The sequence below is a fragment of the Pseudomonas lactucae genome, assembly GCF_016937615.1.
Lineage (GTDB): Bacteria > Pseudomonadota > Gammaproteobacteria > Pseudomonadales > Pseudomonadaceae > Aquipseudomonas > Aquipseudomonas lactucae.
In genome coordinates, this window is record NZ_JAFHKI010000005.1 from 13,325 (window position 1) to 39,686 (window position 26,362).

The 26,362-nt window shown below is 60.1% G+C and carries 28 protein-coding genes and 1 pseudogene; 11 read left to right on the forward strand and 18 right to left on the reverse strand.

Features of this window, described 5'->3' with window-relative positions:
• Positions 1 to 14 precede the first annotated feature (14 nt).
• From murA to JWR98_RS00970, 7 genes and pseudogenes are all read right to left on the reverse strand, one after another.
• Positions 15 to 1,279: pseudogene (murA, locus tag JWR98_RS00940) on the reverse strand (UDP-N-acetylglucosamine 1-carboxyvinyltransferase).
• Positions 1,280 to 1,302: 23 nt separating this feature from the next.
• Entirely contained in the window at positions 1,303 to 1,542 is a 240-nt protein-coding gene (locus tag JWR98_RS00945; protein WP_003171818.1) for a BolA family protein, read from the reverse strand.
• A 114-nt stretch (positions 1,543 to 1,656) separates the two neighbouring features.
• Positions 1,657 to 1,962 (reverse strand): STAS domain-containing protein, encoded by a 306-nt coding sequence (locus tag JWR98_RS00950; protein ID WP_078731590.1) that lies wholly within the window; start codon positions 1,960 to 1,962, stop codon positions 1,657 to 1,659.
• Positions 1,959 to 2,606, reverse strand: a complete 648-nt coding sequence (locus JWR98_RS00955; protein WP_078731589.1) for an MlaC/ttg2D family ABC transporter substrate-binding protein — start codon at positions 2,604 to 2,606, stop codon at positions 1,959 to 1,961. Before JWR98_RS00955 ends, JWR98_RS00950 begins: the two co-directional genes overlap by 4 nt.
• 11 nt (positions 2,607 to 2,617) lie before the next feature.
• Positions 2,618 to 3,085 carry an outer membrane lipid asymmetry maintenance protein MlaD gene (mlaD, locus tag JWR98_RS00960; protein WP_003171814.1) on the reverse strand — a complete coding sequence of 156 codons (468 nt, stop codon included), beginning with the start codon at positions 3,083 to 3,085 and terminating at the stop codon, positions 2,618 to 2,620.
• On the reverse strand, positions 3,085 to 3,882 hold the full coding sequence (mlaE, locus tag JWR98_RS00965) for a lipid asymmetry maintenance ABC transporter permease subunit MlaE (RefSeq protein WP_078731588.1): 798 nt from the start codon (positions 3,880 to 3,882) through the stop codon (positions 3,085 to 3,087). Before mlaE ends, mlaD begins: the two co-directional genes overlap by 1 nt.
• Positions 3,882 to 4,691 (reverse strand): ATP-binding cassette domain-containing protein, encoded by an 810-nt coding sequence (locus JWR98_RS00970; RefSeq protein ID WP_003171811.1) that lies wholly within the window; start codon positions 4,689 to 4,691, stop codon positions 3,882 to 3,884. Before JWR98_RS00970 ends, mlaE begins: the two co-directional genes overlap by 1 nt.
• Before the next feature lie 311 nt (positions 4,692 to 5,002).
• Between JWR98_RS00970 and JWR98_RS00975 the strand changes: the two genes are divergently transcribed.
• The 10 genes from JWR98_RS00975 to JWR98_RS01020 all read left to right on the forward strand — a co-directional run bounded on the left by JWR98_RS00975 (position 5,003) and on the right by JWR98_RS01020 (position 12,024).
• Entirely contained in the window at positions 5,003 to 5,977 is a 975-nt protein-coding gene (locus JWR98_RS00975) for a KpsF/GutQ family sugar-phosphate isomerase (RefSeq protein ID WP_078731587.1), read from the forward strand.
• Complete coding sequence (locus JWR98_RS00980; RefSeq protein WP_003171809.1) at positions 5,978 to 6,502, forward strand: KdsC family phosphatase; 525 nt, start codon at positions 5,978 to 5,980, stop codon at positions 6,500 to 6,502.
• An 8-nt stretch (positions 6,503 to 6,510) separates the two neighbouring features.
• Positions 6,511 to 7,083 (forward strand): LPS export ABC transporter periplasmic protein LptC, encoded by a 573-nt coding sequence (gene lptC, locus JWR98_RS00985; protein ID WP_078731585.1) that lies wholly within the window; start codon positions 6,511 to 6,513, stop codon positions 7,081 to 7,083.
• A complete protein-coding gene (gene lptA / locus JWR98_RS00990; RefSeq protein ID WP_078731584.1) occupies positions 7,070 to 7,603 on the forward strand; it encodes a lipopolysaccharide transport periplasmic protein LptA in 534 nt (177 codons plus the stop codon). The genes lptC and lptA overlap by 14 nt, the downstream gene beginning before the upstream one ends.
• On the forward strand, positions 7,603 to 8,328 hold the full coding sequence (gene lptB, locus JWR98_RS00995) for an LPS export ABC transporter ATP-binding protein (protein ID WP_003171806.1): 726 nt from the start codon (positions 7,603 to 7,605) through the stop codon (positions 8,326 to 8,328). The genes lptA and lptB overlap by 1 nt, the downstream gene beginning before the upstream one ends.
• Positions 8,329 to 8,525: 197 nt before the next feature.
• Positions 8,526 to 10,019, forward strand: a complete 1,494-nt coding sequence (locus JWR98_RS01000; RefSeq protein WP_078731583.1) for an RNA polymerase factor sigma-54 — start codon at positions 8,526 to 8,528, stop codon at positions 10,017 to 10,019.
• Positions 10,020 to 10,094: 75 nt separating this feature from the next.
• Complete coding sequence (gene hpf / locus JWR98_RS01005) at positions 10,095 to 10,400, forward strand: ribosome hibernation-promoting factor, HPF/YfiA family (protein WP_003171804.1); 306 nt, start codon at positions 10,095 to 10,097, stop codon at positions 10,398 to 10,400.
• Positions 10,401 to 10,410: 10 nt separating this feature from the next.
• Positions 10,411 to 10,875: a PTS IIA-like nitrogen regulatory protein PtsN gene (gene ptsN / locus JWR98_RS01010; RefSeq protein WP_078731582.1), complete on the forward strand. Its 465-nt coding sequence runs from the start codon at positions 10,411 to 10,413 to the stop codon at positions 10,873 to 10,875.
• A 2-nt stretch (positions 10,876 to 10,877) separates the two neighbouring features.
• Positions 10,878 to 11,735, forward strand: coding sequence for an RNase adapter RapZ (gene rapZ, locus JWR98_RS01015; RefSeq protein WP_078731581.1), 858 nt, complete (start codon positions 10,878 to 10,880; stop codon positions 11,733 to 11,735).
• Between the two features lie 16 nt (positions 11,736 to 11,751).
• Entirely contained in the window at positions 11,752 to 12,024 is a 273-nt protein-coding gene (locus tag JWR98_RS01020; protein ID WP_078731580.1) for an HPr family phosphocarrier protein, read from the forward strand.
• 36 nt (positions 12,025 to 12,060) lie between these two features.
• On the opposite strand, the gene JWR98_RS01025 is transcribed toward JWR98_RS01020, so the two are convergent.
• The 6 genes from JWR98_RS01025 to pmbA all read right to left on the reverse strand — a co-directional run bounded on the left by JWR98_RS01025 (position 12,061) and on the right by pmbA (position 17,314).
• Positions 12,061 to 12,954: a ZIP family metal transporter gene (locus JWR98_RS01025; RefSeq protein ID WP_205489141.1), complete on the reverse strand. Its 894-nt coding sequence runs from the start codon at positions 12,952 to 12,954 to the stop codon at positions 12,061 to 12,063.
• Between the two features lie 33 nt (positions 12,955 to 12,987).
• Positions 12,988 to 13,599 (reverse strand): superoxide dismutase, encoded by a 612-nt coding sequence (locus tag JWR98_RS01030; protein WP_078731578.1) that lies wholly within the window; start codon positions 13,597 to 13,599, stop codon positions 12,988 to 12,990.
• A gap of 1 nt (position 13,600) precedes the next feature.
• Complete coding sequence (locus JWR98_RS01035) at positions 13,601 to 14,029, reverse strand: hypothetical protein (protein ID WP_078731577.1); 429 nt, start codon at positions 14,027 to 14,029, stop codon at positions 13,601 to 13,603.
• Between the two features lie 27 nt (positions 14,030 to 14,056).
• Positions 14,057 to 15,433 carry a class II fumarate hydratase gene (locus JWR98_RS01040; RefSeq protein ID WP_205489142.1) on the reverse strand — a complete coding sequence of 459 codons (1,377 nt, stop codon included), beginning with the start codon at positions 15,431 to 15,433 and terminating at the stop codon, positions 14,057 to 14,059.
• The gene (locus JWR98_RS01045) at positions 15,426 to 15,821 is read right to left on the reverse strand and encodes a hypothetical protein (protein WP_003171796.1); all 396 of its coding nucleotides are present in this window, start codon (positions 15,819 to 15,821) and stop codon (positions 15,426 to 15,428) included. The genes JWR98_RS01040 and JWR98_RS01045 overlap by 8 nt, the downstream gene beginning before the upstream one ends.
• A gap of 146 nt (positions 15,822 to 15,967) precedes the next feature.
• Positions 15,968 to 17,314 (reverse strand): metalloprotease PmbA, encoded by a 1,347-nt coding sequence (gene pmbA / locus JWR98_RS01050; RefSeq protein WP_205489143.1) that lies wholly within the window; start codon positions 17,312 to 17,314, stop codon positions 15,968 to 15,970.
• 108 nt (positions 17,315 to 17,422) lie between these two features.
• On the opposite strand from pmbA, the gene yjgA reads away from it, so the two are divergent.
• On the forward strand, positions 17,423 to 17,944 hold the full coding sequence (yjgA, locus tag JWR98_RS01055; protein ID WP_042944182.1) for a ribosome biogenesis factor YjgA: 522 nt from the start codon (positions 17,423 to 17,425) through the stop codon (positions 17,942 to 17,944).
• A 45-nt stretch (positions 17,945 to 17,989) separates the two neighbouring features.
• Here yjgA and tldD read toward each other — a convergent pair whose 3' ends face one another.
• The 5 genes from tldD to JWR98_RS01080 all read right to left on the reverse strand — a co-directional run bounded on the left by tldD (position 17,990) and on the right by JWR98_RS01080 (position 26,361).
• On the reverse strand, positions 17,990 to 19,432 hold the full coding sequence (gene tldD / locus JWR98_RS01060; RefSeq protein WP_078731573.1) for a metalloprotease TldD: 1,443 nt from the start codon (positions 19,430 to 19,432) through the stop codon (positions 17,990 to 17,992).
• 16 nt (positions 19,433 to 19,448) lie between these two features.
• Positions 19,449 to 20,297, reverse strand: a complete 849-nt coding sequence (locus tag JWR98_RS01065) for a carbon-nitrogen hydrolase family protein (protein ID WP_078731572.1) — start codon at positions 20,295 to 20,297, stop codon at positions 19,449 to 19,451.
• A gap of 48 nt (positions 20,298 to 20,345) precedes the next feature.
• The gene (locus JWR98_RS01070) at positions 20,346 to 24,161 is read right to left on the reverse strand and encodes a YhdP family protein (RefSeq protein ID WP_205489144.1); all 3,816 of its coding nucleotides are present in this window, start codon (positions 24,159 to 24,161) and stop codon (positions 20,346 to 20,348) included.
• Positions 24,162 to 24,237: 76 nt separating this feature from the next.
• Complete coding sequence (gene rng, locus JWR98_RS01075; protein WP_003171790.1) at positions 24,238 to 25,695, reverse strand: ribonuclease G; 1,458 nt, start codon at positions 25,693 to 25,695, stop codon at positions 24,238 to 24,240.
• A gap of 69 nt (positions 25,696 to 25,764) precedes the next feature.
• Positions 25,765 to 26,361, reverse strand: a complete 597-nt coding sequence (locus tag JWR98_RS01080; protein WP_205489145.1) for a Maf family protein — start codon at positions 26,359 to 26,361, stop codon at positions 25,765 to 25,767.
• Position 26,362: the final 1 nt, after the last annotated feature.

Sequence of the window (26,362 nt, forward strand, 5' to 3'; positions counted from 1 at the left end):
CCACAATCCCGAGACTAACCCGGTACGCGGCGGATTTTGGCGCCGAGCATCTGCAGTTTTTCTTCAATGCATTCGTAACCACGGTCGATGTGGTAGATGCGGTCGATCAGGGTATCGCCTTCGGCGATCAACGCCGAAATAACCAGGCTGGCCGAAGCACGCAGGTCGGTCGCCATCACTGGCGCGCCTTTGAGCTTCTCGGTGCCGGTGACGATGGCCGTGTTGCCTTCGACCTGGATCTTCGCGCCCATGCGGTGCAGTTCGTACACGTGCATGAAGCGGTTTTCGAAGATCGTCTCGATGACCGCACCGGTGCCTTCGGCAATGGCGTTCAGAGAAATAAACTGCGCTTGCATGTCGGTCGGGAATGCCGGGTACGGAGCGGTACGCACGTTGACGGCTTTTGGCCGCTTGCCGTGCATGTTCAGCTCGATCCAGTCTTCACCCGTGGTGATTTCCGCACCGGCTTCGCGCAGTTTTTCCAGGACCGCTTCCAGGATGGTCGGATCGGTGTCCTTGACCTTGACGCGACCACCGGTAACGGCGGCGGCGACCAGGTAGGTACCGGTCTCGATGCGGTCAGGCATGACCTTGTAGGTGGCGGTGTGCAGACGCTCTACGCCATCGATGGTGATGGTGTCGTGCCGGCACCGGAAACCTTCGCGCCCATGGCGTTCAGGAAGTTGGCCAGGTCGACCACTTCCGGCTCGCGAGCGGCGTTCTGCAGCACGCTGCGGCCTTTGGCCAGGGCAGCGGCCATCATGATGTTCTCGGTACCGGTCACGCTGACGGTATCAAAGAAGAAGCTTGCGCCACGCAGGCCGCCTTCCGGCGCCTTGGCCTTGATGTAGCCACCTTCGACGTCGATGACCGCGCCCATGGCTTCGAGGCCACGGATGTGCAGGTCCACTGGACGCGAGCCGATGGCGCAACCGCCAGGCAATGCGACTTCGGCTTCGCCGAAACGGGCAACCATCGGGCCCAGTACCAGGATCGACGCCCGCATGGTTTTCACCAGCTCGTACGGAGCGATCAGGGTCTTGATGGTGCGCGGGTCGATTTCGACCGAGAGTTTCTCGTCGATCACCGGCTCAATGCCCATGCGACCGAACAGCTCGATCATGGTGGTGATGTCGTGCAGGTGCGGCAGGTTGGCCACGGTCACCGGGCCATCGCACAGCAGGGTCGCCGCCAGAATCGGCAAGGCAGAGTTTTTCGCACCGGAAATGCGGATCTCGCCATCAAGGCGGGCACCACCGGTAATAATCAATTTATCCATAAGAATCTCGACGCCTTGGGGGCTCAGGTGCGCTCGGCCCAGGCCGCGCGGCTGAAAAATTTCATAGTGACCGCATGGATGCTGCCATCGGTGATCCACGGGTTCAAATGGGCATAGATCTGCTGCTGACGCTTGACCGGGCTGAGTGCCGCCAGTTCATCGCTAATCACATTCAGCTGGAAATTGCAGCCTTCGCCTTCAACTTCAACAGTCGTTTCCGGCAGCTTTCCTTCGAGAAAGCTTTTAACTTCGTTGGCCTGCATGCTCAACCTCTATCGGCGCCCAGTGCGCGCGGGTCGCACATCATACAAAAAAGCCCCGCGCCTGCGAACCCCGCATAACAGGACTCTGACGGGGGGCTAGCTTGAAAGTGTGTATTAAGGATGTGCCAACAGCTCGGTCAGACCGGAAACCTCGGCGATTTCGCGCATGTCTTCGGGCAACGCACGGATGCTGACCGTTTTTTTGGCCGCATCGGCATCGCGCATGAAGCACAACAGCAACGACAAACCGACACTGCTGGACTTGGTCACCGCCGAGCAATCGACCACCAGCGCCGGAGCGCTGCTGGCCTTGATCAGCGCCTGGCCCTGCTTGCGCAGGTCCGGCCCGGTGCGGTAATCCAGCACGCCGCTGAGGAACAGCTCACCGGCTTCGCCAAGACGAACAGCCGACTCGGTCATTGCACGGTCTTCCCAGCTTCTTTATCGGAAGTTTCCTTGGCCTTGGCGACTTCACCGGCCCAACCATTGATAGTCTTGTCCAGGTCATTGCCATTGCGCTGCATGGCGTCGGCGAACTGGTCACGGAACAGCTTGCCGATGTTGATGCCGTTGATGATCACGTTACGCAGCTTCCACTCGCCGTTGACCTTTTCCAGCGTGTACTGCACAGGGTAGACGGCGCCGTTATTGCCTTTGACGCTCATGTTCACACTGGTGCGATCGCCTGACTCATCCCCGGCTGGAGCGACGGTGATGCCCTGGTTGTTGTACTCAAGCAGCGCGTTGCCGTAGAACTGGAACAGGCCTTTCTTGAAGTTTTCCTGGAAGGTCTGCATCTGGGCAGGTGTTGCCTTGCGCGAATACTTGACCGTCATGATGCTACGGGAAATGCCTTCAGCATCGACGACAGGGCCAACAATGGTGTTGAGCGCATCGTAGAACTTGCTTGGGTCTTGTTTGTACTGCTCTTTATTGGCAGTCAGGTCAGCCAGCATCTTGTTGGTCGTGTCCTGCACCAGCTCGTGCGCTGAGCCGGCCGCGTTCGCCATCAGCGGCAACGCTGCAAGCAGTACCAGAAGGCCACGTCGCAAGGTAGAGATCATGTACAGATTCCTCATTTGGCGTCTTTATTGACCGTATTGAGCAGGAATTTACCGATCAGGTCTTCAAGCACCAGCGACGACTGCGTGTCGTGGATGGTCGAGCCATCCTTGAGCAGGGCTGTTTCCCCGCCCACGCTGACACCGATGTATTTCTCGCCCAGCAAACCCGCTGTGAGGATAGATGCAGTGGAGTCAGTCGGCAGATTATCGACCTTCTTGTCCAGTTGCATCGTCACTCGCCCGGTAAAGCTGTCGCGGTCCAGATCGATTGCCGTGACCTTGCCGATGGTCACACCAGCCATGGTCACTTTAGCTCTGACAGTCAAACCGGCGATATTGTCGAAGTACGCGTAAAGTTTATAAGTATCGGCGGTGGGGCTGGCCGAAAGGCCGCTGACCCGCAGGGCCAGCAACAGTAAAGCCAGGATGCCAGCCAGCAAGAAAAGGCCGACACCGATTTCCACAGTGCGGTTTTGCATCAGAAATCTCCAAACATCAAGGCGGTCAAAATGAAGTCAAGGCCCAGTACAGCCAGCGAGGCGTACACAACGGTCTTGGTGGTGGCACGACTGATCCCTTCTGAGGTGGGCTCACAGTCGTAGCCTTGGAATACGGCGATCCAGGTCACTACAAAGGCGAAGACGATGCTCTTTATGATGCCGTTGAGCACGTCGCCGCTGAAGGTCACGCTGTTCTGCATGTTGCCCCAGTAAGAGCCGTCATAGACGCCCAGCCAGTCTACCGCCACCCACGAGCCGCCCCAGATTCCCACCACGCTGAAGATCATCGCCAGCAGTGGCAGGGAAATGAAGCCGGCCCACAGGCGCGGGGCAACAATGTACTTGAGCGGGTCCACGCCAATCATTTCGAGGCTGGACAACTGCTCGGTGGACTTCATGTTGCCGATTTCGGCGGTCAACGCCGAACCGGCGCGGCCCGCAAACAACAATGCGGTGACCACCGGCCCCAGCTCACGCAACAGCGTCAGGGCGACCATCTGCCCAACGGCCTGTTCCGAACCGTAGCCGGAAAGGATATTGAAGCCCTGCAATGCCAGCACCATGCCGATGAAAATCCCGGAAACCACGATGATCACCAGGGACATTACACCGACCGAATGCAGCTGCTTGATCAACAAGCCAAACCCGCCCCCAATGCCTCCGCGGCCGAGCAAGGCGTGAAACAGGAAAATCGTCGAACGGCCCAGTACTTCGACCATGTCGATGCCGGAGCGACCGAAAAGGCGAACCTTTTCGATGAGAGATGTCTTGCGCATCAGCGCTTCCCCAGAAGATCTGAGCGGTAATCCGCTGCCGGAAAGTGAAAAGGCACAGGGCCATCAGGATCGCCGGTCATGAATTGGCGAATACGCGGGTTGTCGGCGTTCATCAGTTCTTCAGGCGTGCCCTGCCCCAGCACCTGGCCATCGCCCACTACATAGAGGTAGTCGGCAATGCTCGCGGTTTCCGCCAGGTCATGGGACACCACGATGCTGGTAATGCCCAACGCATCGTTGAGCAGCCGGATCAAGCGCACCAGCACGCCCATGGCGATCGGGTCCTGGCCGACGAAGGGTTCGTCGTACATGAGGATCTGCGGGTCGAGGGCAATGGCCCGCGCCAGGGCCACACGGCGCTTCATGCCGCCGGACAGCTCGTCAGGCATCAGGTCGATGGCACCGCGAAGGCCCACGGCCTGGAGTTTCAGCAACACAATGTCACGAATCATTTCATCGGACAGCTGGGTGTGCACCCGCAGCGGAAACGCCACGTTCTCGAAGACATCGAGGTCGGTGAACAACGCACCGCTCTGGAACAGGACACCCATATGCTTGCGCGCATCGAACAGATCGCTGCGCGACAGCGTCGGCAGGTTCTGACCGTTGACCCACACTTCGCCGGCACTGGGGCGCAGTTGCATGCCCATCAGGCGCAACAGCGTAGTCTTGCCGCAGCCGGACGGCCCCATGATGCCCGTTACCTTGCCGCGGGGAATGCGAATATCGACATTATTGAAGATGCTGCGCGTCCCGCGCTTGAAGGTCAGTCCCTTCAGCTCGACCGCGTAGGCGTTATCGGCACTCATCTAAACTCCTTGGGATGCAGCCTCTCACTCAGACACCACGCTTGCGACAAACGTTTGCAACGGTGACGCAATAGATAGCCACATGGGCTGGGCGGACCGAACTGGCGGCGCACTATATCACTGCTGGTACAACGCGCCCAAGGCCGGAACTGTGCTTGTTCAGATACAGGACAGGGAAAAAACGTTGCCGGCTATGTTACCAAGGCTGGAATCTCAGGCACTCGCTGAATAAAGCATGACGAACTTGCGTGAGGGAATCGATCATTACCGCTATAATCGCCGACTTTTCGTCAGGCTATACGATTTCAGACATGAGCCAATCCAGCGACCTTATTCAATCCGCACAACGCACCATCCGCCTCGAGCTTGAAGCCGTAGAAGGCTTGCTGGCACATATCGACGCAGATTTCGTACGCGCCTGCGAGATGATTCTGGCCAGCAAGGGCCGCGTTGTCGTGGTCGGCATGGGCAAGTCGGGCCACGTCGGCAACAAGATCGCCGCCACACTGGCCAGCACCGGAACCACCGCGTTTTTCGTGCATCCCGCCGAGGCCAGCCACGGCGACATGGGCATGATCACCAAGGATGACATCATCCTGGCGCTGTCCAACTCCGGCACCACCAACGAAATCGTGACCCTGCTGCCGCTGATCAAGCGCCTGGGGATCCAGATGATCAGCATCACCGGCAACCCGGACTCGACGCTGGCCAAGGCCGCCGAAGTGAACCTGAATGTTCACGTGGCCCACGAAGCCTGCCCGCTGAATCTGGCGCCGACCTCCTCCACCACCGCCGCGCTGGTCATGGGCGACGCCCTCGCCGTAGCGTTGCTGGAGGCCCGCGGGTTCACCGCTGAAGATTTCGCGTTTTCACATCCTGGCGGCGCCCTGGGCCGTCGCCTGCTGCTGAAAGTCGAGAATGTCATGCATTCGGGCGATGAATTGCCTCACGTACAGCGCGGCACCCTGCTGAAGGACGCGTTGATGGAAATGACCCGCAAGGGCCTGGGCATGACCGTGATCCTGGAACCCGACGGGCGCCTGGCCGGCGTGTTCACCGACGGTGACTTGCGTCGCACCCTGGACCGCACCATCGACATCCACACCGCAACCATCGACGCGGTCATGACCCCACACGGCAAGACCGCACGCCCCGAGATGCTCGCGGCCGAGGCATTGAAGATCATGGAAGACCACAAGATCGGCGCGCTGGTGGTGGTCGATAATCACGACCACCCGGTAGGCGCCCTGAACATGCACGACTTGTTGCGTGCGGGAGTGATGTAAATGACCAGCGATTTGTTGCAACGCGGCAAGCACATCAAGTTGGCGATTTTCGACGTTGATGGCGTGCTGACCGATGGCCGCCTGTACTTTCTCGAAGACGGCAGCGAATTCAAGACATTCAACACACTGGACGGCCAGGGCATCAAGATGCTGATGGCGGCAGGTGTGCAAACGGCGATTATCAGCGGTCGAAAAACCCCCGTTGTGGAACGCCGCGCACAAAACCTGGGGATTGCTCACCTGTATCAGGGCCGTGAGGATAAACTGGTGGTGCTGGACGAGCTTCTTGGCCAACTCAACCTAAGCTATGAGCAGGTCGCCTACCTGGGCGATGACCTGCCGGACTTGCCGGTCATTCGCCGGGTGGGCCTGGGCATGGCCGTCGCCAACGCGGCGGCGTTCGTTCGCGAGCACGCCCACGGCATCACCACCGCCCGTGGTGGCGAAGGTGCGGCCCGTGAGTTCTGCGAGCTGATTCTGCGAGCCCAGGGCAGCCTTGAAGCGGCCCACGCCGCCTACTTATAGAGCGTTATATGCTGAGCAAAAAGATTCGCAACTTCCTGCTATTCGGAGTCATCGCCGCGCTGTTCCTGGCGGTGGGCTACTGGAATATCAGCCCGGAGCGCTTCCTCGACCAGCCTGCTGCGCAGGTCGACAACGGCGCTATCGACTATTACGCCACCAACGCCTACAGCGTGCAGTTCCTGCCCGACGGCAAGGTGCAGTATGAAATGACCTCGGACAAGGTCGAGCATTTGAAGGCCAGCGAAGTCACCTTGCTGACCAACCCGGACTTGAACCTTTATCGCGGCACCGAGTTTCCCTGGCACGTCACCAGCAAGCGTGGCGAAGTGAACCCGGACGGCACCCAGGTGGAGCTGATTGACTCGGTGCGCGTCGCGCGCACCGATGCCAAGAACCGTGACACCGTGATTACCAGCAGTCGCATGACCGTATTCCCACAGAAGCAATATGCGCAGACCGAGCAAGACGTTAGAATCGACGGCGCTGGCGGTGTATCGACTGGCAAGGGAATGAAAGCGTATTTGAAAGAAAGCAGGATACACCTGCTATCGAACGTAAGAGGACAGTATGAGGCTCGTTAAAACTCTCCCTATTTTGCTCGGCCTGGGCGCTGTACTGGGAAGCGTGAGCGCCTGGGCTCTGCCGAACGATAGCCAGCAGCCGATCCACATTTCGGCTGATGATGCGCAACTGGATGACAAGCAAGGTGTAGCGACCTACACCGGCGGCGTGATCATCACCCAGGGCTCGATGAAAATCACCGGTAATACCGTAACGCTGACGCGCACCCAAAGCGGTGACATCGACGTCGTGACCTCGGTAGGCAACCTGGCTTACTTCGAACAGAAGCAGTCGGCTACCGACACGGGTCCGATGAAAGGTTACGGCAAGACTATCCAGTATCACGCCCAGCAGAATCGCATCGTCCTGATTGACCAGGCCAAAGTGCTGAGCCCGGACGGCAACTCCACGGAAGGTGAAAAAATCACCTATGACACCGTGAAGCAGATCGCTAACGCCGGTCGCGCCAATGGCAACAAGGTCACCGCGCCGCGCCCACGCATCGACATGGTTATCCAGCCGAAGAAGAAGGCCGAGTAATGGCAACCCTGAAAGCCCAGCATCTGGCCAAGGCCTATAAAAGCCGTCAGGTCGTGCGCGACGTCAGCCTGTCGATCGACAGCGGCCAGATCGTCGGCTTGCTCGGCCCCAACGGCGCCGGCAAGACCACCTGCTTCTATATGATCGTCGGCCTGGTCCAAGCGGACCAGGGTCGCGTCCTGATCGACGACCTGGATGTCAGCCACCAGCCGATGCACGGCCGTGCGCGGGCCGGTATCGGCTATCTTCCCCAGGAAGCGTCGATCTTCCGCAAACTGTCGGTCGCGGACAACATCATGGCGATCCTTGAGACCCGCAAGGAACTCGACCGCGATGGGCGCCGCAAGGAGCTGGAAAGCCTGTTGCAGGAATTCCACATCAACCATATTCGCGACAACCTGGGCATGAGCCTGTCCGGTGGTGAGCGCCGCCGCGTGGAAATCGCCCGCGCCCTGGCGACCGCCCCCAAGTTCATCTTGCTGGACGAACCGTTTGCCGGCGTCGACCCGATCTCGGTCGGTGACATCAAGCAGATCATCCATCACCTCAAGGCTAAGGGTATCGGTGTATTGATCACCGACCACAACGTGCGTGAAACCCTCGATATCTGCGAAACCGCGTATATCGTCAACGATGGCCAGTTGATCGCCGAGGGTGACTCCGCGACTATCCTCGCCAACGAACTGGTCAAGGAAGTGTACCTGGGTCACGAGTTCCGCCTGTAAACCTGTCCGTACCGACAAGGCGGCGGCAAGTCGGTCGCCTGGAGCGCGGGAGTCAATAAAAACCTCGAGTTTTTTATTGTTACCGCGCTCTAGGCAAAGCCCCCGATATCAGGCATATAATTTGCTTATGTTTGGCGCTCACGCGCCCTGTCGTGGATGGCGCAATGCGCCGGCGAATAAGGTGTTAAGCCCCTGCCATGAAACCATCGCTAGTCCTGAGAATGGGCCAGCAGCTGACGATGACACCGCAGCTGCAACAGGCCATCCGCCTGCTCCAATTGTCGACCCTGGACCTGCAACAGGAAATCCAGGAGGCCTTGGAGTCCAATCCGATGCTCGAACGCCAGGAAGAGGGCGACGACTTCGATAATGCAGACCCGCTGGCCGACAACATCGAGCAAAAACCCAATTCCGACGTGCAGGAACCGTCCTACCAGGAAACTGCCCCGACGGTGGATAACCTTGAGGAAGGCGACTGGAACGAACGCATTCCCAACGAACTCCCGGTGGACACCGCCTGGGAAGACGTCTACCAGACCAGCGCCAGTAGCCTGCCCAGCAACGACGATGACGAGTGGGACTTCACCACCCGCACCTCCGCCGGCGAAAGCCTGCAGAGCCATCTGCTGTGGCAACTTAACCTGGCGCCGATGTCGGACACCGATCGCCTGATCGCCGTGACCCTGATCGACTGCATCAACAACCAGGGCTATCTGGACGAGACGCTCGAAGAAATTCTCGATGCCTTCGACCCGGAACTGGACATCGAGCTGGACGAAATCGAAGCCGTCCTGCACCGCATCCAGCAGTTCGAACCCGCCGGTATCGGCGCGCGCACCCTGAGCGAATGCCTGCTGCTGCAACTGCGCCAGCTGCCCGCCAAGACTGCGTGGCTCGCGGAAGCCCAACGCCTGGTCACCGATTACATCGACCTGCTGGGCAGCCGCGACTACAGCCAGTTGATGCGCCGCATGAAGCTCAAGGAAGATGACCTGCGCCAGGTCATCGAACTGGTGCAAAGCCTCAACCCGCGCCCGGGCTCGCAGATCGAATCCAGCGAAGCCGAATACGTGATCCCCGATGTGATCGTGCGCAAGGACAACGAACGCTGGCTGGTGGAGCTTAACCAGGAGTCGGTGCCGCGCCTGCGCGTCAACCCGCAATACGCCGGTTTTGTAAAACGCGCCGACACCAGTGCCGACAATACCTTCATGCGCAACCAGTTGCAGGAAGCGCGCTGGTTCATCAAGAGCCTTCAAAGCCGCAACGAAACCCTGATGAAAGTGGCCACCCAGATCGTCGAGCACCAGCGCGGCTTCCTGGAGTACGGCGACGAGGCGATGAAGCCGCTGGTCCTGCATGACATCGCCGAGGCGGTGGGCATGCACGAGTCGACGATTTCACGGGTGACCACGCAGAAATTCATGCATACCCCACGGGGTATCTATGAGCTGAAATACTTTTTTTCCAGCCACGTCAGCACCTCAGAGGGCGGCGAATGCTCGTCCACGGCGATCCGCGCGATCATCAAAAAACTGGTTGCCGCGGAAAATCAGAAAAAGCCGTTGAGTGACAGCAAGATCGCTGGTTTACTGGAGGCACAAGGCATTCAGGTCGCCCGTCGAACCGTCGCCAAGTACCGCGAATCCCTTGGGATCGCGCCTTCCAGCGAGCGTAAGCGTTTGATGTAACGGGCGAGCCACAGCGTTCCAGTGGCGGGTATTTCCACCCGCCGCTTTATGCACTGGCAACGAAGGAGAAGCTGTATGCAAGTCAACATCAGTGGACACCAGCTGGAAGTCACCAAGCCCCTGCGTGAGTACACCGAGAGCAAGCTGAACAAGCTTGCGGGGCATTTTGACAAGATCACCAACGTGCAGGTCATCATGGAGGTCGATAAGCTCAAGCAGAAAATCGAGGCCACCCTGCACGTACCGAATGCCAAGCTCGTCGCCAATGCTGAACATGAGGACATGTACGCGGCGATTGACTCGCTCTACGACAAGCTGGACCGCCAACTCATAAAGCATAAGGAAAAGAATCTGCACCTGATGCAAGGTACAGGTCGTTAACCCTCCCCCCATGATCCGACTTGAATCCATCCTGACCCCCGGCCGTTCCCTCGTGAACGTGCCGGGCGGCAGCAAGAAAAAAGCCCTCGAACAAATTGCCAACCTGATCGCCCGCGAAGTGCCGGATCTGGAGATGCAAGATGTCTTCGAAGCGCTGGTTGCCCGTGAAAAACTCGGCTCCACCGGTTTTGGCAACGGTATCGCCATTCCTCACTGCCGCCTCAAAGGTTGCAATAGTCCCGTGAGCGCCCTGCTGCACCTGGAAGCTCCTATCGATTTCGACGCCATCGACGGTGCCCCGGTCGACCTGCTGTTTGTGCTGCTGGTCCCGGAAGCCGCCACCGATGCGCACCTGGAACTGCTCCGGCAGATCGCCAGCATGCTCGACCGCAAGGACGTCCGCGACAAACTGCGCAGTGCCAGCAGCAATGAGGCGCTGTATCAAGTTGTCCTGGATGAACAAAACGGGCATTAATCATGCGTTTGATCATCGTCAGCGGCCGCTCAGGCTCGGGTAAAAGCACCGCGCTCAATGTGCTTGAGGACAGCGGCTTCTATTGCATCGACAACCTGCCCGCCGGCCTGCTGCCGGAACTGGCGGAACGTGCACTTATTCACACCGAATTGGCGCAACCGCTGGTAGCCGTTTCGATTGACGCGCGCAACTTGCCCAGCCACCTGTCGCGCTTCCCTGAACTGCTTGAAGAAGTGCGCGCCAAGCACATCCACTGTGATGTGCTGTACCTGGACGCCGACGAGGAGACACTGCTCAAGCGTTTCTCCGAAACCCGTCGACGCCACCCGCTCAGCAGCCCGCACCGCTCCCTGGCCGAAGCCATCGAGGACGAAACCAAGCTGCTGGGCCCGATCATTGATCTGGCCGACCTCAAGATCAACACTACCAGTCTCAACCTGTATCAACTGCGCGACGCTATCAAGCTGCGCCTGCTGAGCCAGCCGGAGCCCGGCACGGCGTTTCTCGTCGAGTCATTCGGCTTCAAGCGTGGGATGCCGGTGGATGCCGACCTGGTGTTCGATGTGCGCTGCCTGCCCAACCCCTACTGGAAGCCTGAACTGCGTGAGCAGTCCGGGCTTGACCAACCTGTGGCCGAGTATCTGGCCGCGCAGCCTGATGTAGAGGAGATGTTCCAGGACATTTCCAGCTACTTGCTCAAATGGTTGCCGCGCTTTGCCGCGAGCAATCGCGCGTATGTCACCATTGCCATCGGCTGCACCGGCGGCCACCACCGCTCCGTCTACCTGACCGAGCGCCTGGGCCAGGTGCTGCAACAAACCCTCAAGAACGTCCAGGTTCGCCACCGCGACCTTAGCTGAAAGGAACACCCCCGCGATGCCCGCTCTGGAAATTGAAATCATCAACAAGCTAGGTTTGCACGCCCGAGCCTCGGCCAAGTTCGTCGGTGTTGCCGGGCAGTTTCCCTGCCAGATCCGCGCCGGGCGCACCCCGGAAACCATGGTCGATGGCAAAAGCATCATGGCCATGATGATGCTGGCTGCCGGCAAGGGCACAAAGATTCATTTGAAGACCGAAGGCGAGCAAGAACAGGAAGCGATGGATGCCCTGGTGGCGCTGATCAACAATTACTTTGACGAAGGCGAATAAACCCGCTTTTGACTCAGGCACGAGGCCGCAATGGCCTCAGCCCAATGCAGTATCCATCACCATCATCAAGCAGAACCCGATGCACAAGCCAAGGCTGGCCAGCTTTTCGTGGCCATTGCGGCGCGATTCGGGGATGACTTCGTGGGTCACCACCAGCAACATCGCCCCAGCCGCCAGCGCCAGCCCCAGAGGCAACAACACCTGCGCCAGGCTCACCAACCAGGCGCAGAGCACGGCGAATACCGGTTCTACCAAACCTGAAGCGGCACCGATCAGGAACGCCTTGACCCGCGACATCCCCGCCCCGGCCAATACCAAGGCAATTACCAGCCCTTCTGGTACATCCTGCAAGGCAATGCCCATGGCCAGGCTGTCGGCATCCGGCATGCCGCCACCGGCAGAAACGCCAACCGCCATGCCTTCCGGAATGTTGTGAGCGATGATGGCGAATACAAACAGCCAGATGCGCGGCGGGATTACCGGTTTTTCCGGAGTGCCCACCAACATTTCCGGGCTGGCACCAGAAACTTTGCGATCCACCAGATACAACCCGAAGGCCCCCAGCATGATGCCGAAGCTGATCAAGCCGCCCGCGCCCCAGGGCGAGAGCCCCAGGCTTTGGGCCGCCGTTATGCCCGGTACAACCAATGAAAAGGCAGTCGCCGCCAACATCACACCGGCACCAAAGCCCAACAAGGTATCGCCCAAGGCCACCGGCATCCGCCGAATCACCAGCACCGGCACCGCACCCAGCGCCGTGCCGAGCGCGCAGATCGCCCCGCCCTGCAACGCGCGCAGGATTCGCGGTGCCAGGTCCAGCCAGGCCAGCCCGTGGGCCACCAGCAATGCCGTCCCTGCCAATAACAGCAGCGAGCCAAACGCATAACGGAACATTCGCACGCTGCTGATCGCCAATGTTTCAGTGCCCATAGTCGGCCTTAGATCTTGTTATGAGGGTGAATGTCAGGCCAGGGCGGCTTGATAGCGTGCGGCGACTTCCGGCCAGTTGATAACACTGTAGAAGGCATTGATGTATTCCGGGCGACGGTTCTGGTACTGCAAGTAGTAGGCGTGTTCCCAGACATCCAGGCCAAGGATCGGCGTATTGCCGTTCATCAACGGGCTATCCTGGTTACCGCTGCTTTCCACCACCAGGGTCTTTTGCGGGGTAACGCTCAGCCAGGCCCAGCCACTGCCGAAACGGGTCAACGCCGCCTTGGTAAAAGCGTCTTTGAAACGGTCGAAACCACCCAGTTGCTCATCGATTGCCTTGCCGAGGGCCCCTTCAGGCTTGCCCCCGCCTTCGGGCGACATCACGGCCCAGAATAGCGAGTGATTGGCGTGGCCACCGCCCTGGTTGATCACCGCCGCGCGTAGTTTCTCCGGCAATTGCTGAACACTGGACACCAGTTTCTCTATCGGCCAACCGGCGAATTCGGTGCCCTCGACCGCCGCGTTCAAGTTGTTGATGTAGGTCTGGTGATGCTTGGTGTAGTGAATCTCCATGGTTTGCGCATCGATATGCGGTTCCAGGGCGTCATAGGCGTAAGGCAAGGCAGGCAAGGTGTAAGTCATATCAATGTGCTCCGTATTGAGGAGAGGTCGGATGCGCCGCAGTACCGCCCAGCAGGCGATGGGTACGCGGGTACTCACCGTGATCGCTGATGAAATTCAATAATTCGACGTAGGTCTTACTGCTCTGATGCAACGCCGCTTCGCGCAGTTGTGGGCTCAAGCGTGCGTCCTGCATGGTTTGAAGCAGGCGCTGGTGAATGGCGCACAGGTACTCGGCGCTTTCCTCTGGCTGGTTCAGGCGCAGGTGCAGGTCCGCCAGGTTGTGATGGGAAATCACGCAAGCCGCCACTGCTTCGTCAGCATCCGACCAGCGTTCAAACAATACCTGGGCCAGGGCCAGGGCCTGCAGATAGGCCTCACGAGCATCGACCAGATCACCCTGCATAAAGCAGCGATTGGCGCGTTCGATCGTGCGTTTCCAGTGCTCCATGGTGAGCCTCCAAAGCGGGGTCGGTGGTTACACGCCGCCGGCCGTGAGCTTTTCCGGATCCAGCAGGATTTCCAGTTGGCTGCGAGGCAAGTCAGTGTGTTCAAGAGCGACATCGATCACTGGACGACCCTGTTGATAGGCCTTCTTGGCGATTTCAGCGGCCTTTTGGTAACCAATGATCGGATTGAGCGCGGTGACCAGGATCGGATTGCGTGACAACGCCTCCTTGAGCTTGGCCTCGTTGACCTTGAAGCTGGCAATGGCTTTGTCCGCCAGCAAACGGCTGGCATTGGCCAGCAGCTCCAGGCTGCTGAGCAGGTTTTGGGCAATGATCGGCAGCATCACGTTCAGTTCGAAGTTGCCGGATTGGCCGGCAACCGTGATCACCGTGTCATTGCCGATGACTTGCGCAGCCACCATGGCGGTCGCCTCCGGGATCACCGGATTGACCTTGCCCGGCATGATCGACGAGCCAGGCTGCAAGCCTTCCAGCTCGATTTCACCCAGGCCAGCGAGTGGGCCGGAGTTCATCCAGCGCAGGTCATTGGCGATTTTCATCAGCGACACCGCGGTGGCTTTCAATTGGCCAGAGACGGCGACCGCAGTGTCCTGGGAGCCAATCAGCGCGAACAGGTTCTTGCCCGGCGTGAACTTCACACCGGTCAGGCTGCTCAGTTGCTGACTGAAACGTGCGGCAAACTCCGGGGGCGCATTAATTCCCGTACCCACCGCCGTGCCGCCCTGCGCCAGGGCTTGCAGGCTCGGCAGCAAGCCTTGCAGGTGGCCGATATTGGCCCTGAGTTGCTGCGCCCAGCCATTGAGCACCTGACTCATGCGTACCGGCATCGCGTCCATCAGGTGTGTGCGGCCGGTCTTGATGAAGGGATGAACCTCCTCGGCTTTCTGCTCGATCACCTGCACCAGGTGCAGCAAGGCCGGCAATGTTTGCTCATGCAACACCAGCGCGGCGCTGACATGGAGGGTTGTCGGGATGATGTCGTTGCTGCTTTGCCCGCAGTTCACATGGTCATTGGGGTTGACCGCCTCGCCCAGCAAACGGCTGGCCAGGGTCGCGATCACTTCGTTGGCGTTCATGTTGGAACTGGTGCCGGAGCCGGTCTGGAAGATATCCACCGGGAAATGCGGCATGAAATCGCCTTCCAGCAAGCCCTGGGCTGCGTCGACAATGGCCTTGCCCTGGCCTGCGCTGATCTGCTTGAGATCGACGTTGACCTTGGCTGCTGCCGCCTTGGCCAGGATCAGTGCACGAATGAATTGCGCCGGCATGGGTAGGTGACTGATCGGAAAGTTATTCACCGCACGCTGGGTTTGGGCGCCGTACAGGGCCTCGGCAGGTACTTGCAGCTCGCCCATGCTGTCGCGTTCGATACGGGTGTTACTCATCGGAAGATCCTTGCACCAAGTCGGAGTGAGAAATCGAAGGCAGCAATTGGCACGTCGCCAATTGCCAGGCAAAGGTCTGCCAGCGCTTGAGGCGGCAGGCACAGTGGGAAAGTTTTTCCAGGTCTCGCAGCGGGCGCCAGGCCTGGTCCAGGCACATGGAACGCCAATGCCACGGCAGCGCGATATCGCTGGCGGTGTCGATCAACAGGCGGAACGCTGTTTCAGCAATGGTCCACGGATGGGTCGCGGTGCAACACGCCAGGTATCGCCCCTCGCTGAGGTAATGTTCGATCAGGCGAGGCTCATTGGGATCGAGGCCACAGCGAATCTGACGGCTCATCCAGCGCCAGCTTTCCAGGTACGGATCCTCATGCAGGACAGAACTCATGCTCCACACTCGCTCGGTAATGATATTTATTATTAAATGATATTGAGAATCAAAACAATAGCGGCCGACTAATCGTCCTGCGGCGCGCGCATAAAAAAAGCACGCCATCGTGGGATGGCGTGCCTTTTATGAAGCGAGGGGAGGTGTTAGCTACCGGCGACGGTCATTCGCTCGATCAACACCGAACCGGTGCGGATATTGCTGCGCAGTTCCAGATCATTACCCACGGCAACGATCTGCTTGAACATATCGCGCATGTTGCCGGCGATGGTCACTTCCTGGACGGCGAACTGAATCTCGCCGTTTTCCACCCAAAAACCTGCCGCGCCTCGGGAATAGTCACCGGTGACCATGTTCAGGCCATGGCCCATCAATTCGGTCACCAGCAGACCGCGCCCCATGCGCCGCAATAATGCTGCCTGGTCCTCACCCCCGTGGGTCACAAACAGGTTATGCACGCCGCCCGAGTTGGCTGTGCTGGGCAGTCCGAGTTTACGGCCAGCGTAGGTGCCCAGTACGTAGGAGACCAGCTCACCGTTCTCGACGAATGGTTTGGCATAGGTTGCCAAGCCGTCACCGTCGAACGCCGAACTGCCCATGGCACGCATCAAGTGTGGACGCTCATCGATGGTCAGCCATTCAGGAAACAGCTTCTGGCCGATAGCCCCCTCAAGGAACGATGACTTGCGATACAGGTTGCCGCCGGAAATCGCGCCCAGGAAACTGCCGAACAAGCCTCCGGCCAGTTCAGCCGAAAACAGCACAGGTACTTCACAGGTCGGCACCGGGCGCGCACCCAGACGGCTCGCGGCGCGTTGTGCGGCGCGTTGGCCAATGCTCACCGGGTCTGCCAGCAACTCACCCTGACGATTCACGTCGTACCAGTAATCGCGCTGCATCTGGCCATTGGCCTCAGCAATCATCACGCAGCTCAAACTATGGCGAGTGGACGCATAACCGCCAATAAAACCATGGCTGTTTCCGTACACGCGACAGCCCTGATGCGTACTCAGTGTGGTGCCATCGGCATTCTTGATGCGGCTGTCGGCATCGAATGCCGCCGCCTCACAGGTCAGGGCCTGTTCGATAGCTTGCTCCGGCGTGATGTCCCAGGCATGAAACAGATCAAAATCCTTCAAGTCCTTGGCCATCAATGCCTTGTCAGCCAGGCCCGAGCTTTCATCCTCGGAGGTGTGCTTGGCGATTGCCAATGCAGCGGCCACAGTTTCACGAATCGCTTCCGGACCGCTGGCCGAGGTACTGGCCGAGCCTTTGCGCTGACCCACGTACAAGGTGATGCCAAATCCCTGGTCACGGTTGAACTCAACGGTTTCCACTTCGCGCTGGCGCACCGATGTCGACAGGCCCTGCTCCAGCGACACCGCAACTTCACAGGCACTGGCCCCCTGGCGCTTGGCCTCGGCCAGGATCTGCTCGACTTGTTCCTGCAGGGCCGGTAACGCTTGCGGACCGACGCTTTGGGCTGCACTCATGGTTTTCTCCACTCAAATTCTGCTTTCGGTTAAGGCCATCGAGCGACCGGGCCGGACAAGCGGCCCCCGACTGGTTATCATGGCGGCGTTTCTTTGCGGACTGCCACCATGGTTGATTCTTACGACGACTCCCTCGATGGGGAGAAAAGCAAAACCCAGGTCAAACGCGAGCTGCATGCTCTGGTTGACCTCGGCGAGCGTCTTACAACGCTCAAGAAAGACTTGATTGCAAAATTGCCACTGACCGACGAAATGCGCCGGGCGCTTGCGGATGCACCGAAGCACACCGCGAATATCGCGCGCAAACGGCACATCATGTTTATCGGCAAGCTGATGCGCGATCAGGACATTGACGCCATTCTGACCCTGCTCGACCAAACCGATGCCTCCACTCGCCAGTACAACGAACGCTTCCACAACCTGGAGCGTTGGCGTGACCGCCTGATCGAGGGCGATGACGCGGTGCTGGAGAAATTCGTCTTGGACTACCCGGACGCGGACCGCCAGCAATTGCGCTCCCTGATCCGTCAAGCCCAGCACGAGCAGGCGCATAACAAGGCGCCGGCCACCAGCCGTAAAATCTTCAAGTACATCCGTGAGCTGGACGAGACTCAACGCGGCCTGCGTTGATGCCCTTCCCCGGGTGGCGATCCTTGCCACCCGAAGCTCCACCCCTTACGACCCCGTGCCACCCACGGTGATCGCATCAATCTTCAGCGTTGGCTGGCCGACACCCACCGGCACCGACTGCCCATCCTTCCCGCAAGTGCCCACACCACTGTCCAGCGACAGGTCATTACCGACCATCGACACCTTGCTCATGGCTTCCGGGCCGTTGCCAATCAACGTCGCCCCTTTGACCGGCGCGGTAATCTTGCCGTCTTCGATCAGGTACGCCTCGCTGGTGGAGAACACGAACTTGCCGCTGGTGATATCCACCTGGCCACCGCCGAGGTTGGCGCAGTAGATCCCGCGCTTCACCGAGGCGATGATTTCCGCCGGGTCGCTTTCGCCGCCGAGCATGTAGGTATTGGTCATGCGCGGCATCGGCAAGTGCGCATAGGACTCGCGACGGCCATTGCCGGTGCGCGCCACGCCCATCAAGCGGGCGTTGAGCTTGTCTTGCATGTAGCCCTTGAGCACACCGTTTTCGATCAACGTGGTGCACTCGGTCGGCGTGCCTTCGTCATCGACGCTTAACGAGCCGCGACGCCCGGCCAGCGTGCCATCATCGACGATGGTGCACAGCTTGGAAGCAACCATCTCACCCATACGCCCGCTGTAGGCGGAGCTGCCCTTGCGGTTGAAGTCGCCTTCCAAGCCATGGCCCACCGCTTCGTGCAGCAACACACCGGACCAGCCCGACCCCAACACCACCGGCAAGGTACCCGCCGGCGCCGGAATGGCCTCCAGGTTCACCAGCGCCTGGCGCAGCGCCTCACGGGCATAGCCCATGGCACGGTCCTCGGCGAGGAAATAACGGTAGTCGGTACGCCCGCCGCCGCCATGGCCGCCACGCTCGCGGCGGCCGTTCTGCTCGACGATCACACTGACATTGAAGCGCACCAACGGCCGCACATCCGCAGCCAACCCACCATCAGTGGACGCCACCAGGATGCGCTCCCACACCCCCGCCATGCTCACGGTGACCTGCTGGATACGCGGGTCGAGGGCGCGGGTGGCCGCATCGACGCGCTTGAGCAGCTCAACCTTTTCCGCACGACTGATCACTTCCAGGGGGTTATCCGGTGCGTACAACTGGGCCACGTCCTGGGTACTGAACGCCTGCACCGTGCCATTTTGGCCGGCACGGGAGATCGACCGCGCCGCGCGGGCGGCCAATCCCAAGGCTTCCAGGGTGATAGCGTTGCTGTAGGCAAAACCGGTTTTTTCCCCGGATTGCGCACGCACGCCGACGCCCTGGTCAAGATTGAAACTGCCTTCCTTGACGATGCCATCTTCCAGCGCCCAGGACTCGGATATCTGCCCTTGGAAATACAGGTCGGCGGCGTCGATGCCTGGCCCGGCGATATCGCCCAGCACGGTTTGCAAGCTTTCGATGGTCACGCCACCGGGTGCCAGGAGATGTTCACTGACTGAGGACAACAACTCGCTCATAGGTTTGGCCTTAAATTCATCGTTCCGAAGCAGGCCGCTGTGCGCCCTGCGAGAAAAAGCGCCGATGGTTGACCACCGGCATGCGCGCCCGTATCGACGCCTGTTCAGTACTATCGCGGTCGGCCAGCAACACCGCCTCGCCTTGATCCCGTTGGGCCAGCACACGTCCCCACGGGTCGATAATTGCCGCGTGCCCATGGGTTTCCCGTGGCCCCGGATGCACACCGCCTTGGGCCGCCGCCAGCAGATAGCACTGGGTTTCGATGGCCCGCGCGCGAATCAGTACATCCCAATGTGCGGCCCCGGTCACGGCGGTAAACGCTGAAGGTGCGCTAATCAGTTCAGCGCCTGCCGCACGCAACTCGCTGTACAACTCGGGGAAGCGCAGGTCATAACACACCGTCAGGCCCAAACGGCCGACCGGCGTATCGGCCACCACCACATTGCTTCCGAAAGCATAGTCATCAGACTCGCGATAGCGACCTCGAGCGTCCGCCACATCCACATCGAACAAATGCAGTTTGTCGTAACGGGCGACGATTTCACCGCGATCATCAATCAGCAGCGAGCAGGCATTGGCCTTGGCGTTCGGTTGATCCCTGGGCGGCAACGGCAAAGTGCCAGCCACTATCCATAAGGTGAGGTCGCGGGCGGTCTGTTTCAACCACGGCAGAATCGGACCTTCGCCCAGCGCTTCGGCACGGCCGATATCCGCGATGTCGCGGCGGCCCATGGCGGCGAAGTTTTCCGGCAGCACCGCAAGCTTCGCACCGCCCGCCGCCGCTTGTTCCAGCAAGCGCCGGGCCTGGGCCAGGTTGGCCAGCACATCGCTCTGGCTGACCATTTGAATTACCGCAAAGGACATGGGCCGACACTCCGTAATGGGCATGCGGCCATGCTACTCCACAGGCTCTCAGTTTGGTTTTTCAAATGGCTTGTCGAAGGTGATTTTCGGGTCCTTCCACGGCCCCTCCACTTTGTATTGCACGCTGGCAAAGCGCGACACCCGATCACCGATCAGCTTGTCGATCAGGAACAACGCGCCGCCAATGGCCGGCGCGCCGACGATCAACGCCGCGATTGGCAGGTTGTTGGTCACCGGCAACGTCACCAGCAGCTTGGCATCGACGCGGTCAGCCACCAGATCCAGGGTGCCGTTGAGTTCCAGATTGCTCGACGGACCGGTCAGCGTGATCGGCTCACGGGTCACGAACACGCCATTGCTCGCGGCCAACAAGCCTTTGACCCGGTCATAGCTCAAGCCTTTGCCAAGCAAGTCCGAAAAGTCCAGGCGCAGTCTGCGCCCGATGGAGTTGAAGTTGAGCAGGCCGAATACCCGCAACGCCTGCGCGCCGCCTTCCACTTCAACGAACTGGCCCTTGCGAAAGGTTGCATCCAGGCTGCCGGAGAAGCGCTTTGGCCCAACCCAGGCCGGCGAACCTGGCCAACGCCCATCCACATCCAGGTGGAAATCCTCACTGGTCACCGTGGGCGCAAAGCCCCAGCCCTTGAGTACATCGCCAATATTCTTGCCGTCCAGACGCCCCTTGTACCAACTGCTGCTGTCGCCCGGCGAACCTTCCCACCCCCCTGCTCCTTTGAGCAACATGCCCTTGAGGCCCAGGTCCAGATCATTGAAGGCCAGTCCCTTGGCGGTTGGACGAATCTTCAATGACCACGCCCCCACCAGGTCCGGCCCCTGGAACAGCTGATCGATGGCGATATCCAGCGCCGGAATATCCTTGGGGTCTATGCTGGCCAGCGGGTCCGGTGCATTTTCATCAGCCTGTATCGTCGGGTCCACGGCCGGCAGTTTCACGTACTGCAGGTTGACCGCAATCGGCGCGCCCTTGGCGTCCGGCAGGCTGACGCTGCCCTTGGCCTGCCGGCTGTCGAGCTGCAAGCCCCAGGCGACGGATTTGCGGTTCAACTGCAGGTTGACCTGATCGAACTGAGTACCCAGACCAGTGAGTTTGCCGATCTTGAAGTCGGCACCACTGAGCAATTGCTTGGCGCTGCCACCGGGGTCATTACCGGCGTATTGGTTGACCAGCTTGCGCCACGGATCGATATCCAGCTCCGAAAGCACACCGCGGATACGCAAGCCCTTTGCGCCCGGTAGCACCGCGTCGCCGTCACCGAGGAACAACTCGCCACGGCCCTCATTGAATGAGTTCGCGGGCGCAGCAAAGGTGAAGTTCGCCAGCTCACCGTAATCGAACCAATACCGGCGCTCGGCGCCCTGCAAGGTCATACGGAACGCACTGTCACGCCCCTGGCTGGCCGGCATGCCGAACGGTGCCGGCAAATCCACCGCAACGCCCTTGAGGTTGGAGCTGACCATCAGTTGGCTGTCGGCACCGTCCAGGTCGAGCTGTAACTGATAGGGAATATCGCCGGACACCGGCAGGGGCTGAGTGATCTTCAGCCAGTCGGTGAGCCGCTTGACCGTCACCTGCCCCTTCACCGCAACCCGCGTGCTGAGATCGCCCGGCTTGCCATTGGCGAAGATCTGCGCAGTGATCGGCCGGTCGAACGCTTGGGCCGTGATTTTCTCGCCACTCAAGCCCTTGGTGCTGTCGAAGCGAAAATCGCCCTTGAGCTGCGTCACGTCCAGGGTCGGGTCGGCCAGTTGCAAGCGCGCCTTGTCGGTCTGGAAGTCCACCACGATCTTGGGCTCGGTGCCTTTGACCAGGGGAATATCCAGGTCCAGCTTGCCTTGCAGATCGCCTTCGCCCTTCCAGCCGGCGAAGGTCGAAGCGGTGCCGATCGGCGCCTCCTGCAGGATTTTCAGGCCATCGCCCAGGCCACCGGCAAAGGCGCCGGTCAGCAGCAAATGACTGTCCTTGCCGGGCAGCGCATGGGGAATATTGACGTAGATGTCGTTGACTTGTGTGTCGAGCAGTTGGCCTTTGCTCGCCAGGATGCGCACACCGCTCTCCTCGACAAACACTTCGCCATCGACCTTGCTCACATGAGGCCAGCCCGGCTGGAACGCCAGCTCGGCGTCATGCACCTTGAAGAACAGGCTGATATTGCGCGAGGCTGGCAACGCACCGTGGCTCAGCGAACCTTGGTACTGGAAGAAACCCTGATCCACCGCGCCCTTGAGAACCGCCGTGCGCAGCCACTCATCCAGCGCCGGGCTCAGCACGGCGGGCAGGTATTTGGGGGTAAAGCGCCCATCGCCATCGACCATGCCGACCCGCAGGTCCATGTAGTCTTCCTGGTTGCTGTCGAAATTCAGGCGAATGAGGAAGTCGGCGGCGATCTTGCCCTCTTCCCCCAGCACCTTGATATACGGCGCGATCAGGGTGAAGCCTTGTGCATCGAGCTTCCAGGTCAGCCGTGCGTTGGCCTGGAGGTATTGCCAGGGCTTGGCGAAGATCGGGTCGAGGTGCAGGGAGAAGTCCTTGCTGTCCATGCGCAATTCGCCATGGCCCAGATCACCGCTGATGCTCCCGGACACGTTGCGCGCGGCAGGCGCGCCAAAGTAGGCATCAAAGCCCACCCGCTCCAGGTTGGCGGCAAAACTGACTTTTTGATCGGTAGTGTCCTGGGGCCGGAAGTCCACCAGCACATTACGCAGCACGCCCGTGGCCTTGAGGTGTTCAACGGTTTTGGCGACGCCTTCAGGCAACGGCGCCAGGGCGTTGAGCAGCGGCGTGATCGGCGTCAGGTCGAGGCGGTCGGCCTGCAGTTTCCATACCTCCTGGTCCTTGTCGGTCGCCAGGCTTTGCTGCAATTGCAGGCGCGATTCCCAGCGGGTGTCGCCCAGGTTCATCGCCAACGAATCAAACAGCACCTTCAGGCCATTATCACTGCGTTGCAGGTAGGCGGTAAGGGCGAGGTTTTCGATGTGCACCGGTTTACGCTCGGCGTAACTGCCCTTGACCTGCGGCGAGTTGAGGCGCACCACCGCACTTTGCACCGTGCCATTGCCCCAATTCAGCCAGAACTCCCCACCGGCCTTGAACTGCGTGAGTTTCCACTGCTGGGTCAGTTTGGCTGGAATCCACTTGGCCCAGTCGCTCTGCGGCAGGCTGAGGTAGGCCTGGACTTGCGCGTCTTTCCATTGGCTGGCACGGATGCGGCTGCGCAGGCTCACCGCCAGGGGCTGGCCGTCGGGAAGGGTCAGGCGCGCGTCGAGGCGTTGGCGGGAGACGCCGGTATGCAGACTGAGGCCTACATAGGTCAGGGTCAGCGGAGCCTGGTCAAGCGGTTGCAGGGTGACCTGGCTGTCGAGCAGCGACACACGCTTGACCATCTGCATGCGCGTGAGCAGTTGCTCCGGGTCCAGCGGCTGGTCGTCCTGCATCGGCAGGCCTTGCAGTGCCCAATGGCCGTCGTTGTCTTCCTTGGCGCTCAGTTGCAGCCCACTGAGTTGCAGGTGAGCCAGGCGCACTTCGCGCGCCATCAGGCTGGCCCAGATATCCGGCACCACTTCCACCTGATCCAGGCGCAAGGCATTGTTGCCCTCGCCCACCATCACATCACGGGCCAGCAGCACCGGCGCGAAACCGCTCCAGCGCCCCTCAAGACTGCCAATGTGCATCGGCATGCCGACCGCGCCCTGGGCCCTGGCTTCGACTTGAGCACGGTATTCGGCAACGAGCGGTGTCAACTCACGTCCCAGGCTCACGTACACCGCCGCCAATACCAGCAGCAACGCGCACAAGCCCAGGCCCCAACGGGTCAAAGCGGCAAAAAAGCGTGTCAGACGCTCCATGTCAGGCGACCCTCAAGGCAGTAGGCAGGCGACAGAACAAGGTCTGCCGGCATCAAAAAAGGCAAGCGAATGCGGATCAGAGCAGCACCACGTCGTATTGTTCCTGGGAATACATGGTTTCTACCTGAAAGCGAATGGTGCGCCCGATAAATCCCTCCAGCTCGGCAACATTACCGGACTCTTCATCCAGCAGGCGGTCGACCACTTTCTGGTTGGCAAGCACTCTATAACCTTCGGCCTGGTAGGCACGTGCCTCTCGTAGGATTTCCCGGAAAATCTCGTAGCAAACCGTTTCCGGCGTCTTCAACTTACCGCGCCCCTGGCAACTGCTGCACGGCTCGCACAACACCTGTTCAAGGCTCTCGCGTGTGCGTTTGCGGGTCATCTGCACCAATCCCAGCTCGGTAATGCCGATGATGTTGGTCTTGGCGTGATCGCGTTCCAGTTGCTTCTCGAGCGTGCGCAGCACCTGGCGCTGGTGCTCTTCGTCTTCCATGTCGATGAAGTCGATGATGATGATCCCGCCCAGGTTACGCAGGCGCAGTTGGCGCGCAATCGCGGTAGCCGCTTCGAGGTTGGTCTTGAAGATGGTCTCTTCGAGGTTGCGATGGCCTACAAACGCGCCGGTGTTGACATCGATGGTGGTCATGGCTTCCGCCGGGTCCACCACCAGATAGCCACCGGACTTGAGCGGCACCTTGCGCTCCAGGGCCTTCTGGATTTCGTCTTCGACGCCGTACAGGTCGAAGATCGGCCGCTCGCCAGGGTAGTGTTCCAGGCGGTCGGCAATTTCCGGCATCAGCTCGGCAACAAATTGCGTGGTGCGCTGGAAGGTTTCCCGCGAGTCGATGCGAATTTTCTCGATTTTGGGGCTGACCAGATCACGCAATGTGCGCAGGGCCAGGCCCAGGTCTTCATAGATGACACTTGGCGCACCAATGGTCTTGATCTGGGCGCCGATCTGGTCCCACAGACGCCGCAGATAGCGGATGTCCATCAGGATCTCATCGGCACCGGCACCTTCAGCGGCGGTGCGCAGGATAAAACCGCCCGCCTCCTTGATACCTTCGGCGGCCACGCAATCGCTGACCACCTTTTTCAGGCGCTCACGCTCGCCTTCATCTTCGATTTTCAGGGAAATGCCGACATGTGCCGTACGCGGCATGTACACCAGGTAGCGCGAAGGGATCGACAGTTGCGTGGTCAGGCGTGCGCCCTTGGAACCGATGGGGTCCTTGGTGACTTGCACCACCAGGCTCTGCCCCTCGTGCACCAGGGCACTGATGCTTTCCACCGCAGGGCCCTCACGCAGGGAAATTTCCGAAGCATGGATGAAGGCGGCGCGGTCCAGGCCGATGTCGACGAAGGCCGCCTGCATCCCCGGTAACACGCGCACCACCTTGCCTTTGTAGATATTGCCAACGATCCCGCGCTTCTGGGTGCGCTCGACATGCACTTCTTGCAGAACACCGTTCTCTACCACCGCCACGCGCGATTCCATCGGCGTGATATTGATCAGAATCTCTTCACTCATGGCTGGGTCTCGTTCAGGCGTTTTCACAATAGTGACCGGTCGCTTAGGCTGGGCGCTGGAGTAACGCGTTCAGCGCGCGGTAAGGTGTTGCCAACAGGGTATGCCGAATCGGTCGAGCAGTTGTGCGGTTTCGCACACCGGCAGGCCTACCACGGCGGAATAACTGCCATTGAGCCCGGCGACAAACACCGACCCAAGCCCCTGGATAGCATAGCCCCCCGCCTTGTCCCGGGGTTCGCCACTGTGCCAGTAGGTGGTTGCCTCTTCGATAGAAATCCCACGAAAAAGTACACGACTGCTTACACATACGGTTTCGCAACGTTGACCGTCAGTGACGGCGATAGCGGTGAGGACTTCATGCTCGCGCCCCGCCAAGGCCATCAACATCGCCAGCGCATCGGCCTGGTCGACCGGTTTGCCGAGGATCTGGTCGTCGACGATCACGGCGGTGTCCGCACCCATCACGCATGCGCCAGGCGTGTGCCTAAGCGCAGCAAAACCGGCCGTCGCCTTGCCGCGTGCAAGACGCTCGACGTAGGCCACAGCCGGTTCATCAGTAAGAGGTGTTTCATCGATAGCGGCGCCGACCACGGTGAAGGGCACACCGATCTGGGTCAGCAGCTCACGACGCCTCGGAGAACCCGAGGCCAGATAAAGCGAATTCATT